The following is a 15,053-nucleotide window of genomic DNA, read 5'->3' as shown; positions in this document are numbered from 1 at the left end:
TGGATCAGCCTATGAAGCCCTGTCTCAGCAGGGATGCCACCACAGCCCCGGTGCGCTGCGCACCAATCCGGCCAGCTCCAGTTGCAGCAGCCGTTGACTGATTCCCACCGGGCTCAGCCGCAGTGAATGGCAGAGCTGCTCAAGCGTTGCACCCTGACCGAGGGCTCCCATGAGGGCCGCCTCGCGCTGCAGCAACGTCGCGTGCGCCCTTGGCATCGGCGGCCGAACCGGCTTGCTCCTCGGCCCAGATCCCAGATGCTTGACCAGGTCCGCTGGATCCAGCAGGGGCGTTCCCCCTCTGGCCAGCAGGCGATTGCTGCCTGCCGCACTGCTGCGTCCGGCATCGGCGGGGACGACCCAAAGTGGAATCCCTTGCGCCCAGCCCAACTCCGCGGTGTGGAGTGCTGCGCTCTGCTGCGGGCATTCGACCAGGACCAGGGCCTGCACCAGGCCCACCTCCAGGCGTTGTCTCAAGCTGAAATGGGCAGCCCGTGATGCCGTCCCCTCAGGCCATTCGGAGAGCAACAGCCCCTGGGCTGAGATGTCCTGTTGCAACCCGGCCAACCCCCGTGGCGATGACTGATTGATCGGTGTTCCAAGGACAGCCACCGGCGTTCCACCCGCCTGGAGGCAGCTTTGATGGGCCGCCGCCTGAATGCCCTCCGATAGCCCAGCCACCACCGGCCATCCCGCCTGCGCTAGGGCTCGGCCAATGGCCTGGGCCATGGCGAGCCCATGTTTCGACGGGCGCCGGGTTCCGAGGACGGCAACGGCGCGGCGCTGCCGCAGCGGAGCCCAGATGCTCCCTTGCCCGGCCCAATGCAGGGCCAGAGGGGGTTGATCGATCTCACCCAAAGTCCGTGGAAAAGCGGGATCTCCAGGCATGAGGCAGCGCTGGCCGCCCCACCGACGCCGTTCATTGGGGGTGGGTGGATCGCTCAGGGGGGCTGGCCCGAGCTGTTGGCGATAGAGCTCGATGCGCTGCAGATCTCTGGCGTTGATCTGCGTTCCGCTCAGGGCGTGTTCCAGCTCTTGGCCGGTTGCCTGCCAAGCCTGATGCAGGCTTCCAAACAGGCCTTCGAGTTGCTCCAGCCGCCGCCGGCCCACACCGGGACAGCGGCTCCAGATCGATCGCCAGAGCCGGGAGGTCTCCCCCGAGTGGATCCTGAGGGGCCGCCCTCGCTCCTGGCTGGCGCAGAAGGGGGCATGAACGAGCTGACCCACCTGAATCGCTGCAGTACGTCTGTACTATAGCGAGACGGTTGAGTCTGGTCCTGGGCCTGCCCTGAGTTGCGCGAGGGCCTCGCGCAGATCTTCAGGTGCCCTGCGCAGCAATCGCCGCTGCCCTGGGCCTTGGCTGAGGTCCACCAGGACCAGCTCCACGCGCGCCTCGGCGGCGACGCTGCCGTCCGTCTTGATGAACTGGCTGCGCCAGGGCAGCTTGACCCCCTGTTGCGGCAGAACCCAGCTCAGCACTTGTACGTGCTCGCCATGAAGGAGGGCTTGGCGGTAATCGATCTGCAGTGAGACAACCGGCAGTTCCAGGCCGCGCTCAGAGAGGGCGCTGTAGGCCAGTCCCGCCTGACGGAGGGCTTCGACCCGGGCTTCCTCAAGCCAGGCCAAGTAGCTGCCATGCCACATCACTCCGGCATGGTCGGTGTGTTGCGGCAGGACCGAGCGCTTGAGGCGCCAGGGGCGGTCATGTTGCTGCTCCGTCACGGTCTCTGGCACAAGTCGAGGTTGCGCGCAATTCAGCCATAGGCTGCCCCAACGCGCTCCTGGGATGTGTTTCGCAATCTTCTGATCGCCGATTCAGGCAAAGGTCACGTTGAGGAAATGGTGCGCATGCTGCGCGACATTCCAACCGTGCGTCAGGCCCGCATCAATCTGCTCCATGTCGTCGCTGAGCAGGCTGGTCAGGACTATGCCGAGCACTCCCAAAAAGCCGCTGGAATTGTTGCTGAAGCCGTTCAGCGGCTGGGGCTGAATCCTTCGGAGGTCAACACGATCATTCGCCAGGGCGACACCAAGCAAACGGTCTTGAAGGTGGCCGATGAGCTTGATGCCGACCTGATCGTGATGGGCTCGCGGGGCCTGGGCCGGCTCCAGTCGATCCTGAGCAACAGCGCCAGCCAGTACGTCTTCCAGCTCTCGACTCGCCCGATGTTGCTGGTGCGTGACGACCTTTATGTCCGTCACATCAACCGCGTGATGGTGGCGATCGATGGCACTGGCGTTGGCGACGATGCCCTGAAGCTGGCCTGTGAATTAGTGCGCGATGTGCCCGGCAGCAGCCTGCTCGGCGTTCACATCAGCCGCCAGGACATCGCGCCGTCCCGTGGCGGTTCAACCCCTGCCGACGAGTTGCTCGATAAGGCTGTCCAGCGCGCCCGCGGCTTTGGTGTGGAGATGAAGGCGATCCACGGCACCGGTGACATCGGACGCGGCTTCTGTCAGGCCGCTGAAGAGCACAAGGCTGACTTGGTCGTGATTGCTTCGCAGGACCGTCGTCCCCTGGTGGCCCGCGGGCTGGTCGATATCGATCGTCTGCTCGGGTCCTCGGTGAGTGACTACATCAGGGTCCATGCACCGGCTCCGGTTCTTCTGGTGCGCGAACCCGAAGGGCGTCAGTAGCCGCCTGCAGTCGCGGCTGACTCGAGTAAGAAGAAACCCCCTAGGACTCCAGGCCCTAGGGGGTTTTCGCTGTTCTGCTGCTGATTCAGAACTGAGACAAAGAAAACCCCGGATGCATCACATGGATGCGTCCAGGGTTTTTCGGAACCATTGAACTGGAGCGGTCAGCTCTGGCGGCTGCTGGTCTGGATGTACAGAACAATCAGGAACACCGTCGGAACCAGCACGAACATCAGGCTGGCGACGAAGCCGAGGTCGTTGGTTTCCATCGCAAAAGTCTTGAGCTCGGTGACCGTATCACCGCCAACGGGGCTTGATCAGGCCTCTTCATCCCTCGTTGTGCTTTCGGCGTCCTCAGCGGATTCCAGGCTGTCCTCGTCTTGGGGCTCCGGCTCGGGCCAGGCCGTGGGTCCGGCGGGTAGAGGGCTGGCTTTGGCCGCAGCGATGCGCGCCTCGGCGTCCCCAAAACGCACCTGGGGCCGGGTCAGCACCAGCACCGATTGTTGGACCAGGGTTTGGCAGGCCAGGCGCCAGGTCTGGGGACGGCGGCGCAGTTTCTGCTCCTCGACGGCGGTCCGGCCACTGAGGCTGCCGGGACTGCTTTCGCCCACCACATCAACAAAACAGGTGATGCACTGCCCGCAGCCGCCGCAGTTCCCGAGCTGTCCTTTCAGGCCATAGAGCTCAAGTCCCTCGCGCAGGGCGACCTCGCGCAGGTTCTCGCCCGGATAGCACTCCACATCCCGCCCCTCGCGAACAAAACGAATGACGGGCATGGCTGGAGGTTCGGAATTCCTCCATTCTGAGGGAATGGATTGCGATTTGTAACCGCGCCGCCGCGGGTGGGGCCACGCCTTTGGGCCCCAGCGTCGTTTTCCCGTCACGGCACGTTTCAGCTCGGCGGCGATCAAAACGTTCCGTCAGCTGAACCCCTTACGATCGCGAGCACGGATCAAGTGTCTGCTGGCTTTCGCTGGCAAACCCTGATCGCGCTGACTTCCGATTTCGGTTTTCTGAAGCGGAAGGCTGGATTGTTTCCTCGGACCTGACCCCCATGGGATTGCCCTGGTATCGGGTGCACACGGTCGTGATTAACGACCCGGGCCGTTTGCTCGCCGTGCACCTCATGCACACTGCCTTGGTTGCTGGCTGGGCCGGCTCCATGGCGCTCTATGAGCTGGCCATCTTCGATCCCTCCGACCCGGTGCTCAACCCCATGTGGCGCCAGGGCATGTTCGTCATGCCGTTCATGGCTCGCCTGGGCGTGACGGATAGCTGGGGCGGCTGGAGCATCACCGGTGCCACCGGTGTTGACCCCGGCTTCTGGAGCTTCGAAGGTGTGGCAGCTGCTCACATCGTTTTTAGTGGCCTCTTGATGCTGGCCGCCATCTGGCACTGGACCTACTGGGATCTGGAGATCTGGCAGGACCCTCGCACTGGCGAGCCTGCTCTGGACCTCCCCAAGATCTTCGGCATCCACCTGCTGCTGGCTGGCCTTGGCTGCTTTGGTTTTGGTGCGTTCCACCTGACCGGTGTGTTCGGCCCCGGTATGTGGGTCTCTGACCCCTACGGCGTCACCGGCCACCTTGAAGCGGTTCAACCCTCTTGGGGACCTGAGGGCTTCAACCCCTTCAACCCCGGTGGCATCGTTGCCCACCACATCGCCGCAGGCATCGTCGGCATCATTGCCGGCATCTTCCACATCACCACCCGTCCGCCCGAGCGCCTCTACAAGGCTCTTCGGATGGGCAACATCGAGACCGTTCTCGCCAGCGCCATTGCCGCTGTGTTCTTTGCCGCCTTCATCGTGGCCGGAACCATGTGGTACGGCGCTGCAGCGACCCCGATCGAACTCTTTGGCCCGACCCGCTACCAGTGGGACCAGGGTTACTTCAAGACCGAGATCAACCGCCGCGTTCAGACCGCTCTGGACAACGGTGCCACCAAGGAACAGGCCTACGCCCAGATTCCTGAGAAGCTCGCCTTCTACGACTACGTCGGCAACAGCCCTGCCAAAGGCGGCCTGTTCCGCGTGGGTCCGATGGTGAACGGTGATGGCCTGCCCACCGGCTGGCTCGGACACGTGTCCTTCACCGATAGCCAGGGTCGTGATCTCGAGGTGCGTCGTCTGCCCAACTTCTTCGAGAACTTCCCTGTGGTTCTTGAAGACAGCCAGGGCATCGTCCGCGCTGACATTCCTTTCCGCCGCGCTGAAGCGAAGTACTCCTTCGAGCAGACCGGCGTGACCGCCACCGTCTATGGCGGCGCCCTCAACGGTCAGACCTTCACCGATCCTGCTGACGTGAAGCGCCTGGCTCGTAAGGCCCAGCTCGGCGAAGCCTTCGAGTTCGACCGTGAGACCTATCACTCTGACGGCACCTTCCGCAGTTCACCCCGCGGCTGGTTCACCTTCGGACACGCCTGCTTCGCGCTGCTGTTCTTCTTCGGTCACATCTGGCACGGTGCTCGCACCCTCTACCGCGATGTGTTCGCCGGTATCGACCCCGATCTCGGTGAGCAGGTTGAGTTCGGTCTGTTCCAGAAACTGGGCGACCGTTCCACCCGTCGTCTGCCGGAGGGCTACGTGCCCCCCGCAGGCACCACCCTCAGCTGAGCGCCTCGGAGGTAACTCATGGAAAGCTTCGCTTACATCCTGATCCTGGCGTTAGCCATCTCCACCCTGTTTTTCGCGATCGCCTTCCGCGATCCCCCGAAGATCGGCAAGTGATTTGACTCTCAGGAGTTCAACGACCCCCGCCAAAAGCGGGGGTTTTTTGTTGCTTGAACGCCGTGGCTTCCCTTAAGGCAATCTCATTTCGACTTGGCGGGATCTTGATTGACACCTGAGTCTCACCGGCTCGCGGCGGGAGTTGGCCTGTTGCTTGGCAAGACCCAAGTTGCGGCAGCCCTTCTCAAAGGCAATTGTTCTGTCTAAACTTGAGCATCTTCTCGGGCGGAATCTCGGGCATGCAGTGCCCCTCCTGTCAGCACACCGATAGCCGCGTTCTCGAATCGCGTTCCGCGGACACCGGCCGGAGTGTGCGTCGCCGTCGGGAGTGCCTGAACTGCGAGTTCCGCTTCACCACCTACGAGCGGGTGGAGACGGCACCGATCACGGTCTTGAAGCGCAGTGGGAATCGTGAGGCCTTCAATCGCAGCAAGTTGCTGCATGGTCTGCTGCGGGCTTGCGATAAAACCGGGCTCGAGCCCAGCCGTCTTGAGCTGGTCGTCGATGAACTGGAGTTGGAGCTTCAGGGGCGCACGGGCCGCGAAGTCTCCAGCAAGGACATCGGCGAATTAGCCCTGCAGCACCTGGCGGGGATGAGCGATGTGGCCTACATCCGGTTTGCCTCGGTCTACCGCCAGTTTCAGAGCGTTGCCGATTTCGTCGCCACCTTGGACGGTCTGAACCGCAAGCCCAAGGGCAAATCCTTGGCAGCGGTTGGTTAGAGACGCCTGAAGGGCCCGTCCGCAGCTGACCTCTATAGTTTTGGATTCCCCTGCGTCGGTGGCGGCTGACGCATCGGTTCCTTCGCGCTGCCTCGGGCAGTCCGCCGACTCTCCATGACCGTGACCCCTTCCGATCTCAACACCAGCGAGACCGACGTGGCCGTTGAGGCTGTCGATCAAGACGTGGTTGACGCTGCTGCTGAGCTCGATCTGGATATTCCGGAAGAGGTGCCCAGCGCCGACGACCCCAGCAGCCGTGCTGTGGCCCGCGATCTCGACGGCGTTGGCTTCACCCTGGATGAGTTCGCGTCGCTGCTGAGCAAGTACGACTACAACTTCAAGCCTGGCGACGTGGTGAAGGGCACCGTGTTCGCCATCGAGCCCAAGGGCTCGATGATTGACATCGGCGCCAAGACCGCCGCCTTCATGCCCATGCAGGAGGTGTCGATCAACCGTGTTGAGCACATCAGCGACGTGCTCGAGCCCGGCGAAGAGCGCGAGTTCTTCATCCTCAGCGAAGAGAACGAGGACGGTCAGCTCACCCTTTCGATCCGCCGGATCGAGTACCAGCGCGCCTGGGAGCGTGTTCGTCAGCTGCAGAAGGAAGACGCCACCATCTACAGCGAAGTGTTTGCCACCAACCGTGGTGGTGCACTGGTGCGTGTGGAAGGTCTGCGTGGCTTTATCCCCGGCAGCCACATCAGCACCCGCAAGCCCAAGGAAGAGCTGGTTGCTGAGTTCCTGCCCCTGAAGTTCCTTGAGGTGGACGAAGAGCGCAACCGCCTCGTCCTCAGCCATCGCCGCGCCCTGGTGGAGCGCAAGATGAACCGCCTGGAAGTGGGCGAAGTGGTCATCGGTACCGTCCGCGGCATCAAGCCCTACGGCGCCTTCATCGACATCGGCGGTGTCAGCGGCCTGCTGCACATCTCTGAGATCAGCCACGAGCACATTGAGACCCCTCACACGGTCCTCAATGTCAATGACCAGATGAAGGTCATGATCATCGACCTCGACGCCGAGCGTGGTCGTATCTCCCTCTCGACCAAAGCCCTCGAGCCCGAGCCCGGTGACATGCTCACCGATCCCCAGAAGGTCTTCGAGAAGGCTGAGGAAATGGCCGCTCGCTACAAGCAGATGCTGCTTGAGCAGGCTGAAGACGGCGAAATGGGTTACGAGTGAAGCTGAGCCATGGCTGAGCTCCTGTTGCGTGGCACGGAGCTTGGAGCCATTGATGCGGTGCTGTTCGACAAGGACGGCACCCTCAGCATCAGTGAGCCCCAGCTACTCACCCTGGCGGAAGCCAGGGTTTTTCTCTGTCTGGAGCTGGTCAGCTCCGAGCGGCGTGAGCCGCTCAAGGATTTGCTGCAACGGGCCTATGGCCTGCGTGCCGATTCCGTCTGTCCCGCGGGGATCACGGCGGTGGCTAGCCGCGATCACAACCTGATCGCGACGGCCACCGCCTTGGTTCAGGTCGGTCTGGGCTGGCCCGAGGCGCTGGCCCTGAGTGAGCGGGTCTTTGCCGAGGCTGATGCCGTGGATGCCCGCCGCTCCACGGATGCCCCGCTGCCCACGAGCGCGACGACCGAGGGCCTTCTGCCTTGGCTTGAGCAGTTGCGATTGGCCGGGGTGCGTTGCGCTGTGATCAGCAACGACGACATGGCCGGCATTGAGCACTTCCTCAGGGCCCATGGACTGCGGGATTACTTCTGCGGGCTCTGGAGCGCCGAGCATCGACCGCGCAAACCCGACCCGGCGGCGGTCCACGGGCTGTGCGCGGAGCTCGGCGTTGAACCGCGCCGCTGCGCCCTGATCGGCGACGCCAACAGTGATCTGCGCATGGCCGTCGCTGCAGGGATTCCCCATCCCTTGGCGCTGGGTTACACCGCGGCCTGGCGCACGCCACCGCCCTTGGCGGAGCCGCATCCGTTGGTGCATGCCTGGAGTGAGTTGAGCGTGCGTCGCTCCCCTAAGTTGGCCCCTACGCATTAGTGGCTTCACTCGGGAATGAGTCGTTACGTCTTCACCTCGGAGTCGGTGACCGAAGGTCATCCCGACAAGATCTGCGACCAGGTGAGTGATGCGGTGCTGGACGCCCTGCTGGCTCAGGACCCGGCGTCCCGGGTGGCCTGCGAAACCGTGGTCAACACCGGGCTTTGCCTGATTACTGGTGAGGTCACCACCACCGCCAAGGTCGATTACATCGGCCTGGTGCGCGGTGTGATCGAAAAGATCGGCTATTCCGGCGCTCGCGCAGGTGGTTTCGATGCCAATAGCTGTGCGGTGTTGGTGGCCCTGGATCAGCAGTCGCCGGACATTGCCCAGGGTGTGAACGAGGCCGACGACCACGCCGGTGACCCCCTGGATCTGGTCGGTGCGGGTGACCAGGGAATCATGTTTGGTTTCGCCTGCAACGAGACCCCGGAGCTGATGCCGCTCCCCATCAGCCTGGCCCACCGCCTCTCGCGGCGCCTGGCTGAGGTGCGCCACAACGGCACCCTCCCCTATCTGCTGCCTGACGGCAAAACCCAGGTCAGCGTCGTTTACGAGAACGACCAGCCCGTGGCGATCGACACGATCTTGATCTCCACCCAGCACATCTCTGAGATCGATGGGGTGAGCGAAGAGAAGGCCATCCGTGAGCGCATCTCGGCGGACCTCTGGAGCCATGTGGTGGAGCCCGCCACCGCGGACCTCAGCCTGAAGCCCTCTAAGGACAGCACCCGCTTCCTGGTGAACCCCACCGGCAAGTTCGTGGTCGGTGGTCCCCAAGGGGATGCCGGTCTCACCGGCCGCAAGATCATCGTTGACACCTATGGCGGCTATGCCCGCCATGGCGGTGGTGCCTTCTCCGGCAAAGATCCCACCAAGGTGGACCGCTCCGCGGCTTATGCCGCTCGCTACGTGGCGAAGGCCCTGGTGGCCGCGGGTCTGGCCCGCAAGGCTGAGGTTCAGCTGAGCTATGCCATCGGTGTGGCCAAGCCGGTCAGCATCCTGGTCGAGAGCTTCGGCACCGGCGTGGTCAGCAATGACGCCCTCACCGCCCTGGTTCAGGAGAACTTCGATCTGCGCCCCGGCGCGATCATCGACACCTTCGGCCTGCGCAATCTGCCCCAGCAGCGCGGCGGAGACTTCTACCAGGACGTCGCTGCTTACGGCCACTTCGGCCGCAGTGACCTGAACCTCCCCTGGGAGAACGTCGAGGCCGTCGCTGCAACTCTCAAGCAAGCTGCCGCCGCTTGATTGCAGCCAGCCGTGAGCCCCTGGGCCTAGGGATTGACCTGGGTACCAGTGGCCTGCGTCTGGCACTGATGGATCCCTCCGGCACCCTGCTGGCGGAGCGATCTGCGAACTACCCCCGCTGTTTTGAGGACCCCCAGGGCTGGCGCGAGGGGGTGGTTTCCCTCTGCGCAGAGTTGCCTCAAGAGCTGCGTGATCGGGTGGCCGCTGTCGCGGTCGATGGCACCTCGGGCACCGTGCTGGCCTGCGCCGCCAATGGCGATCCCAGGGGCCAGGCCCTGCCCTATTTCCTGGCCTGCCCTGAGCAGGCCTCGGCGGCAGCCGTGCTGGCGGGCAGCGCTTCTGCTCCAGCCGCCAGTGCCAGTGGCAGCCTGGCCCGGGTGCTGCGCTTGCTCGAGGGGAGTGGCTCTAGCTCCCTCCTGATGCGTCATCAGGCCGACTGGCTGAGCGGGTGGTTGCTTGGGGACTGGCGCTTCGGCGAGGAAGGCAACAACCTCCGCCTGGGATGGGACCTGGGCCGGCAGTGCTGGCAAGGCGCCATTGCTGAGCAACCCTGGAGTGCGGCGCTGCCGGAGGTGGTGCGCTCCGGCGCGGTCCTTGGGCCCCTCTCGCAGAACGCCCGGAGCGCCCTGGGGTTACCGGCCCCGTGCCAGGTGGTGGCGGGCAGCACCGATGCCAATGCCGCGGTCCTGGCGGCTGATCCCCAGCCCGGTGATGGGGTGACGGTGCTCGGCACCACCTTGGTGCTCAAGCAATTTGCGGCGCAACCGCTAGCGGGACCGGGCATCAGTTGTCATCGGGTGGCGGGCCGGTGGCTCGTGGGGGGCGCCTCCAATGCCGGGGCTGGGGTCCTGCGCCAGTTCTTCTCCGATGCCCTCCTCGTTGAGTTGAGTCGTCAGATTGATCCGCGCTCCAGCAGCGGCCTGGCGCTTCGGCCCCTGCCTCGGCCCGGCGAGCGCTTCCCGGTGGACGATCCGACCCTGGAGCCGGTCCTGGAGCCCCGGCCCATCAGCGATGCGCTCTACCTGCAGGGATTGCTGGAGGGTTTGGCGCGGATTGAGGCCCAGGGCTGGGCGGCCCTGCAGCGCCTGGGCGCTGAGCCGGTTCAGCGGGTGATCAGCTTGGGCGGTGGGGCCCGCAATCCCCAGTGGCGGCTGATCCGTCAACGCATCCTGGGGGTTCCGGTGCTGAACCGGCCCCAGTGCAGCGCGGCCTCGGGCATGGCCAGACTGGCGCTCTCTGCTGTCTGCCCCCCGTGAAGGAACGCCTCGCCTCCTGGCTCTCGATTGGCTTGTTTGTGATCCTGGCGGGCTACGTGGGCTTCTCGGGAATCCGTCTGGGTCTTCTGCTCTGGCAGCGCTTCGCAGGGGCCTAGGGCAGGCTTCAGAATCAGCCGATCCGCAGGATCCCGATGGCCGCTGACCCTCTCACCTCCGCCGTGAGTGATCGGATCTGTAAGCACATGAATGACGACCACGCTGAGGCGGTCCTGGCCTACGCCCGCCACTACGGCGGCATCGAGGCCCCAGGGGCGGCGCGGATGGTGGCTGTCCGTCCGGAGGCCATGGAGTTGGAGGTCGACGGGGCCAGCGTCGAAGTTCGCTTCGATCACACCCTGAGTGACAGTGAGGATGCCCACCGCACCCTGGTGGCGATGTTGCGGGCGATGCCGCAGGCCTGAAACGGCTGATCCGGATGGCCCTTCTCCCCGAAGCCGAGGGGGGCCGTGATCTAAGATCCGCAGGTCGCGCGAGCGACGGGCCGGGATAGCTCAGTTGGTAGAGCAGGCGATTGAAAATCGCCGTGTCCCCAGTTCAAATCTGGGTCCTGGCATCTTCAACCTCGTAGCCTTCAAGCGTCAGCTTGTCCGCTTGTCATGCCGATCCATATCCCTGAGAAGCCGGGTGAGCTGTTCGATAACGCCGACAGCTTTGGAATGGTGTTTGACGCGGCCTGGAAGCGTCATCAGTCGACCGGTCGCCACGAGGGGCTGTCCACCGACGAAAAAAAGCAGCAGGCCATCGCGGAGTGCAGTGAGCACCCCTTCATGTTGAGCAACCCCGATCGGGCCAGCCAGGTGGCTGACTTTCGAATTCGTCTCCTGGGCCTTTAGCCGGCAGCCCATAGGATCCCGGCAACCACCAGTTGCTGATGAGCAGCCCCTTTGCCCGCCTTCTGCGTCAATTGAGTGCTGGGTTCAGCAACGAGCATCAGGCCTTCGAGAACCCGCCGCTTTACGCCCACATCCTGGTGAAGTTCCGGCCGCTGCCCCAGCTGGAGCCGGGCTCTCTGCTGCTCGATCAGTCCTATGCGATCAACCCTGCGGCGCCCTACCGGTTGCGGGTGCTGAAGGCTGAGCAGCGCGGCAATGGTCTGGTGATTCACAACCAGGCGATCCGCGACGACCAACGCTTCTGGGGGGCGATCGATAACGCGGAGCTCCGCGCTCAGATCACCGCCGCTGATCTGACTCCCCTGGAGGGCTGTGCCTATGTGGTGGAGGAAACCCCCGAGGGCTTCAAAGGAGAAGTTGAGCCCGGCTGCCGCTGCTTGGTGGAGCGCAAAGGCGCGACCTCCTATCTGGTGAGCAGCTTTGAGCTGGGAGCGCGCGGCATGCGAACCATTGATCGCGGCCATGACCCTCAGACCCATGAGCAGCTCTGGGGCTCCCTGGCGGGACCGTTTGAATTTGAACGGGTGGCGGACTACAGCGCTGAATTACCCGCGGACTGGCTCACCCTCTAGAGCTGCTTGTTGGTGAAGCTTGATTGCGGGGAATGAAGCTGTATGTGATCTTCGCGGCCGCAGTGCGTTCAGCGAAAACCCATCGATAGGTTCGCCGGCGAGGTTTTTTCCCTTGATATGGCATTACCGCTGCTGGATCCGAAGCCGATTACCCAGAACGCCCGGGTCGACAACTTCGCCATCGGTGGTGATGAAGCCCCACGGAGCCACGGGGATGTGGAGGAGCAGATCGAGCGTGCCTATCGCCAGATCCTGTTCCATGCCTTCAAGGTGGATCGCGAGCCGATGCTCGAGAGCCAACTGCGCAATGGCGACATCACCGTCCGTGACTTTGTGCGCGGGTTGTTGCTCTCCCGCAAATTTCAGCAGGGCTTCTACCAGTGCAACAGCAACTACCGGGTGGTGGAGCAGTTGGTCGGCCGGGTCCTGGGCCGTGAGGTCAACGGTGATCAAGAGCGCATTGCCTGGTCGATCGTGATTGCCAACCAGGGTCTTGAGGGCCTGGTGAACACCCTGCTGGACTCCAAGGAATACCTGGAGAACTTCGGCTTTGATGAGGTTCCCTATCAGCGCGGACGGGCCCTGGCCGGCCATGCCAAGGCCCAGATGCCTTTCAACCAACAGGCGCCTCGCTACGACGCCTACTGGCGGGAGATCTCCGCACGCCGTGCTCCGGCTAATCCGTTTGCCGGTGGCGGCGCCCAGTTCAGTGGCGGTCAGATGTCAGCGGCTTGGGCCGGCGGTCAGCCTCCGGCCTTTGCACAGAAGGCCTGGCTGGCTCTGGCGGCCATCGGCGGCCTCGAGGTGCTGCGCGTGATCCTGACCTCGGCAGGGTCGATGCTCAGCACCGGTGCAGCCGGCTGATCAGGCGATTAGCTCGTCCATAAAGGGTTGTTCCTCGTCCTGCGGGAAGGGATCGTGATCCAGCTGCTCCTCCTCTGGCTCAAAGCCGGCGGAGGGGCTTTCTGTTTGGGGATCCATGTGCCCCAGGGGGCGCACCAGGTTGAGGCGTTGCGGTTGTTGCGGGGTGCTTAGCAGCTCTTCCAGGCGGGCGATGCGCTCTTCGGTTCCCGCCAGCATCTCGGCGGCGTCGCTGGCCTGGAGCTCGGGGCCACTGCTGGTGCTGAGCTCCTCCAGCTGCGCTTCGATGGCTGTCAGGCGCTCTTCCAGCTCAAGCAGGCGGAAGGTCAGGGTCTCTCCGACTTGACTCAGGGCCTCGAGCTGGCTGCTGAGCCGCAAGGGCATGGAGCCTTCCGTTGCGGAACCTGCGGCGGTGGATGGAGTGGCAGACATCCCTGGACGCAATGCATTTGGCCGGATGGTATCGGCGTTCCACCCTGACGCCAGGGCTGATTTTTGTAACGTTTCTGAAAGGGCCTAGAGGATGGCAAACGGCCCCCATAGGATCCGGTCTTGGCATCAATTTGCGCAGGTTGCCAACCGGCGCGTCACCACGCCCTCAGCACGCACCCCAAGCCCATGACCCTTGCCAACGCTGCCTATCTGGGCATCGAGCGTTACGCCAACAACCGCGTCAATGAGAACTGGACCACCGGTTCCTGCGACGACAAGGCCGCTCTGATCCGTGCCGTCTACCAGCAGGTGCTCGGCAACCAGTACGTCATGGCCAGCGAGCGTCTCGAGGGCCCTGAATCGCTCTTCAAGCGCGGTTATCTGAGCGTGCGTGAGTTTGTGCGCCAGGTGGCCAAGAGTGGCCTCTACCGCACCAAGTTCTTCGAGAGCACGAACGCTTACCGCTTCATCGAGCTCAACTTCAAGCATCTGCTGGGCCGCGCTCCCCAGAACAAGGCCGAGATGCTGCACCACTTCACGATCCTGCAGGAGCAGGGTTTTGAAGCCGAGATCGACTCTTACCTGGATAGCGCCGAGTACCAGGAGCGCTTTGGTGAGGAAGGTGTTCCCTACCTGCACGGTTGGAACTACTCCGTCGGCCAGCAGGGCCTGCAGTTCTCTTACATGCTGCAGCTCGCCCGTGGCGCTGCTGCGTCCGTCAAGGGTGATCTGACCAAGAACCAGTCCCGCCTGAACCCCTCCGTTCACGCCGAGCAGCCGGTTCCCGTCGTGAGCCCCAACGCCAAGGGCAACGCCTTCCGCAAGGTCACCGCCGATGGCGTCACCCGCCAGGGCGTCGGTGCCGGCGAAGAGGGTCGCACCTTCCGCGTGGAGATCGCAGGCTTCAACAACTACCGCCTGCACAAGCGCAGCAACCGCGTGCGCTTCATCCCCTTCAACAAGCTGCTCCAGTACCAGCAGCAGATCCACCGCGAGGGCGGCCGGATCGCCAGCATCACTCCGGTCAACTGATCGGTTCCTGTTCTGATCTGATTACCCCCGCATTCCGATGAAGGTTTCTGCAGGCAACCGCGGCACCAGCTTCAGCAACGACCGTCAGGTGTCCTTCACCGTGACCGGTCTGGCCAACAACGACTACTCCCGCACTGCGGATGTGGTCATGAACGTGCCCTACACCCGGATGAACGAAACCATGCGCATGGTTCAGCGCATGGGCGGCAAGATCACCGGCGTCCAGGTCAGCGGTGGCGTCGACGCCGACTGAGTTTTGAGCCACCCAGCGGTTTGATCGCCGCGTCCTTTAGCCCCCTGCATGCAGGGGGCTTTTTTGTTGGCGTTTGTGGGCGCGCGAGCCGCGCCTGCGACCCTTCTCTCATTCGGGAGATCCATTGCAGGCCAGTCGATCTGGGCTCTCCGATGACCGTTTGTTAAGCAGATCTGATGACAGCCATAGGCATGTCCAACAATGGTCGGGCCAAGCGATGGGGCGGCCTTCCGGTCTGCTTGCTCGGTTGGTTCCGTGATCAGTGCTCAGCCCCCTGGGTTCCCTGATTCACTTCCCCCTCATCCCTTCTCCCCGACTCACGTCGAGAACAGGAGTTAATCAATGTTCGACGCCTTCACCAAGGTTGTTGCCCAGGCTGACGCCCGCGGCGAATTCCTGAACGCTGGTC

General features: G+C 63.6%; 19 protein-coding genes and 1 tRNA gene. 15 read left to right on the top strand and 5 right to left on the bottom strand.

Annotation, left to right across the window (positions count from 1 at the left end; all coding sequences use genetic code 11):
• Positions 1–24: 24 nt before the first annotated feature.
• Entirely contained in the window at positions 25–1,224 is a 1,200-nt protein-coding gene (locus QZ186_RS06670; RefSeq protein ID WP_296416219.1) for a DNA-processing protein DprA, read from the bottom strand.
• A 24-nt stretch (positions 1,225–1,248) separates the two neighbouring features.
• Positions 1,249–1,719 carry a thioesterase family protein gene (locus tag QZ186_RS06665; protein WP_247476237.1) on the bottom strand — a complete coding sequence of 157 codons (471 nt, stop codon included), beginning with the start codon at positions 1,717–1,719 and terminating at the stop codon, positions 1,249–1,251.
• Positions 1,720–1,785: 66 nt separating this feature from the next.
• Between QZ186_RS06665 and QZ186_RS06660 the strand changes: the two genes are divergently transcribed.
• Complete coding sequence (locus QZ186_RS06660) at positions 1,786–2,634, top strand: universal stress protein (protein ID WP_247476235.1); 849 nt, start codon at positions 1,786–1,788, stop codon at positions 2,632–2,634.
• Between the two features lie 164 nt (positions 2,635–2,798).
• On the opposite strand, the gene psbM is transcribed toward QZ186_RS06660, so the two are convergent.
• Positions 2,799–2,903: a photosystem II reaction center protein PsbM gene (psbM, locus tag QZ186_RS06655; RefSeq protein ID WP_010314676.1), complete on the bottom strand. Its 105-nt coding sequence runs from the start codon at positions 2,901–2,903 to the stop codon at positions 2,799–2,801.
• Positions 2,904–2,951: 48 nt separating this feature from the next.
• On the bottom strand, positions 2,952–3,410 hold the full coding sequence (locus tag QZ186_RS06650) for a 2Fe-2S iron-sulfur cluster-binding protein (RefSeq protein ID WP_247476233.1): 459 nt from the start codon (positions 3,408–3,410) through the stop codon (positions 2,952–2,954).
• Between the two features lie 278 nt (positions 3,411–3,688).
• Between QZ186_RS06650 and psbB the strand changes: the two genes are divergently transcribed.
• The 12 genes from psbB (at position 3,689) to QZ186_RS06590 (ending at position 12,930) form a co-directional block, all read left to right on the top strand.
• The gene (gene psbB, locus QZ186_RS06645) at positions 3,689–5,248 is read left to right on the top strand and encodes a photosystem II chlorophyll-binding protein CP47 (protein ID WP_010314680.1); all 1,560 of its coding nucleotides are present in this window, start codon (positions 3,689–3,691) and stop codon (positions 5,246–5,248) included.
• 18 nt (positions 5,249–5,266) lie between these two features.
• Complete coding sequence (locus tag QZ186_RS06640; RefSeq protein ID WP_010314684.1) at positions 5,267–5,362, top strand: photosystem II reaction center protein T; 96 nt, start codon at positions 5,267–5,269, stop codon at positions 5,360–5,362.
• 239 nt (positions 5,363–5,601) lie between these two features.
• Positions 5,602–6,084, top strand: a complete 483-nt coding sequence (gene nrdR, locus QZ186_RS06635; protein WP_010314686.1) for a transcriptional regulator NrdR — start codon at positions 5,602–5,604, stop codon at positions 6,082–6,084.
• Positions 6,085–6,198: 114 nt separating this feature from the next.
• Positions 6,199–7,263 (top strand): 30S ribosomal protein S1, encoded by a 1,065-nt coding sequence (locus tag QZ186_RS06630; protein ID WP_247476231.1) that lies wholly within the window; start codon positions 6,199–6,201, stop codon positions 7,261–7,263.
• 9 nt (positions 7,264–7,272) lie between these two features.
• Positions 7,273–8,073 (top strand): HAD family hydrolase, encoded by an 801-nt coding sequence (locus QZ186_RS06625; RefSeq protein WP_010314691.1) that lies wholly within the window; start codon positions 7,273–7,275, stop codon positions 8,071–8,073.
• A 15-nt stretch (positions 8,074–8,088) separates the two neighbouring features.
• Entirely contained in the window at positions 8,089–9,324 is a 1,236-nt protein-coding gene (metK, locus tag QZ186_RS06620) for a methionine adenosyltransferase (protein WP_010314693.1), read from the top strand.
• Entirely contained in the window at positions 9,321–10,580 is a 1,260-nt protein-coding gene (locus QZ186_RS06615; RefSeq protein WP_296416218.1) for an FGGY-family carbohydrate kinase, read from the top strand. Before metK ends, QZ186_RS06615 begins: the two co-directional genes overlap by 4 nt.
• A gap of 152 nt (positions 10,581–10,732) precedes the next feature.
• On the top strand, positions 10,733–11,002 hold the full coding sequence (locus tag QZ186_RS06610) for a DUF2470 domain-containing protein (RefSeq protein ID WP_247476228.1): 270 nt from the start codon (positions 10,733–10,735) through the stop codon (positions 11,000–11,002).
• Between the two features lie 79 nt (positions 11,003–11,081).
• Positions 11,082–11,154, top strand: a tRNA-Phe gene (locus QZ186_RS06605).
• 43 nt (positions 11,155–11,197) lie between these two features.
• The gene (locus QZ186_RS06600) at positions 11,198–11,434 is read left to right on the top strand and encodes a hypothetical protein (RefSeq protein ID WP_247476226.1); all 237 of its coding nucleotides are present in this window, start codon (positions 11,198–11,200) and stop codon (positions 11,432–11,434) included.
• A 38-nt stretch (positions 11,435–11,472) separates the two neighbouring features.
• On the top strand, positions 11,473–12,066 hold the full coding sequence (locus QZ186_RS06595) for a chromophore lyase CpcT/CpeT (RefSeq protein ID WP_247476224.1): 594 nt from the start codon (positions 11,473–11,475) through the stop codon (positions 12,064–12,066).
• Between the two features lie 117 nt (positions 12,067–12,183).
• Positions 12,184–12,930: a phycobilisome rod-core linker polypeptide gene (locus QZ186_RS06590; RefSeq protein ID WP_247476223.1), complete on the top strand. Its 747-nt coding sequence runs from the start codon at positions 12,184–12,186 to the stop codon at positions 12,928–12,930.
• Here the strand turns inward: QZ186_RS06590 and QZ186_RS06585 are convergent, their stop codons facing one another.
• Complete coding sequence (locus QZ186_RS06585) at positions 12,931–13,359, bottom strand: hypothetical protein (RefSeq protein ID WP_247476222.1); 429 nt, start codon at positions 13,357–13,359, stop codon at positions 12,931–12,933.
• Between the two features lie 186 nt (positions 13,360–13,545).
• Here QZ186_RS06585 and QZ186_RS06580 point away from each other — a divergent pair, with 186 nt between their 5' ends.
• Entirely contained in the window at positions 13,546–14,391 is an 846-nt protein-coding gene (locus QZ186_RS06580) for a phycobilisome linker polypeptide (RefSeq protein WP_247476221.1), read from the top strand.
• Between the two features lie 37 nt (positions 14,392–14,428).
• On the top strand, positions 14,429–14,644 hold the full coding sequence (locus tag QZ186_RS06575) for a phycobilisome linker polypeptide (protein ID WP_247476220.1): 216 nt from the start codon (positions 14,429–14,431) through the stop codon (positions 14,642–14,644).
• Positions 14,645–15,053: the final 409 nt, after the last annotated feature.

This window comes from Vulcanococcus sp. DEBay_Sum29NL08_54 (assembly GCF_017859255.1).
Taxonomy (GTDB): domain Bacteria; phylum Cyanobacteriota; class Cyanobacteriia; order PCC-6307; family Cyanobiaceae; genus Vulcanococcus.
This window is presented reverse-complemented; position numbering and strand designations above follow the sequence as displayed.

Excerpts from the sequence above, each read along its gene's own strand:
- QZ186_RS06650 (WP_247476233.1), bottom strand. The coding sequence starts at position 3,410 with ATGCCCGTCATTCGTTTTGTTCGCGAGGGGCGGGATGTGGAGTGCTAT.
- QZ186_RS06590 (WP_247476223.1), top strand. The coding sequence starts at position 12,184 with ATGGCATTACCGCTGCTGGATCCGAAGCCGATTACCCAGAACGCCCGG.
- QZ186_RS06585 (WP_247476222.1), bottom strand. The coding sequence starts at position 13,359 with ATGTCTGCCACTCCATCCACCGCCGCAGGTTCCGCAACGGAAGGCTCC.
- QZ186_RS06630 (WP_247476231.1), top strand. The coding sequence starts at position 6,199 with ATGACCGTGACCCCTTCCGATCTCAACACCAGCGAGACCGACGTGGCC.
- psbB (WP_010314680.1), top strand. The coding sequence starts at position 3,689 with ATGGGATTGCCCTGGTATCGGGTGCACACGGTCGTGATTAACGACCCG.
- QZ186_RS06580 (WP_247476221.1), top strand. The coding sequence starts at position 13,546 with ATGACCCTTGCCAACGCTGCCTATCTGGGCATCGAGCGTTACGCCAAC.
- QZ186_RS06575 (WP_247476220.1), top strand. The coding sequence starts at position 14,429 with ATGAAGGTTTCTGCAGGCAACCGCGGCACCAGCTTCAGCAACGACCGT.
- QZ186_RS06595 (WP_247476224.1), top strand. The coding sequence starts at position 11,473 with ATGAGCAGCCCCTTTGCCCGCCTTCTGCGTCAATTGAGTGCTGGGTTC.
- QZ186_RS06640 (WP_010314684.1), top strand. The coding sequence starts at position 5,267 with ATGGAAAGCTTCGCTTACATCCTGATCCTGGCGTTAGCCATCTCCACC.
- QZ186_RS06600 (WP_247476226.1), top strand. The coding sequence starts at position 11,198 with ATGCCGATCCATATCCCTGAGAAGCCGGGTGAGCTGTTCGATAACGCC.
- psbM (WP_010314676.1), bottom strand. The coding sequence starts at position 2,903 with ATGGAAACCAACGACCTCGGCTTCGTCGCCAGCCTGATGTTCGTGCTG.
- QZ186_RS06625 (WP_010314691.1), top strand. The coding sequence starts at position 7,273 with ATGGCTGAGCTCCTGTTGCGTGGCACGGAGCTTGGAGCCATTGATGCG.
- QZ186_RS06610 (WP_247476228.1), top strand. The coding sequence starts at position 10,733 with ATGGCCGCTGACCCTCTCACCTCCGCCGTGAGTGATCGGATCTGTAAG.
- nrdR (WP_010314686.1), top strand. The coding sequence starts at position 5,602 with ATGCAGTGCCCCTCCTGTCAGCACACCGATAGCCGCGTTCTCGAATCG.
- metK (WP_010314693.1), top strand. The coding sequence starts at position 8,089 with ATGAGTCGTTACGTCTTCACCTCGGAGTCGGTGACCGAAGGTCATCCC.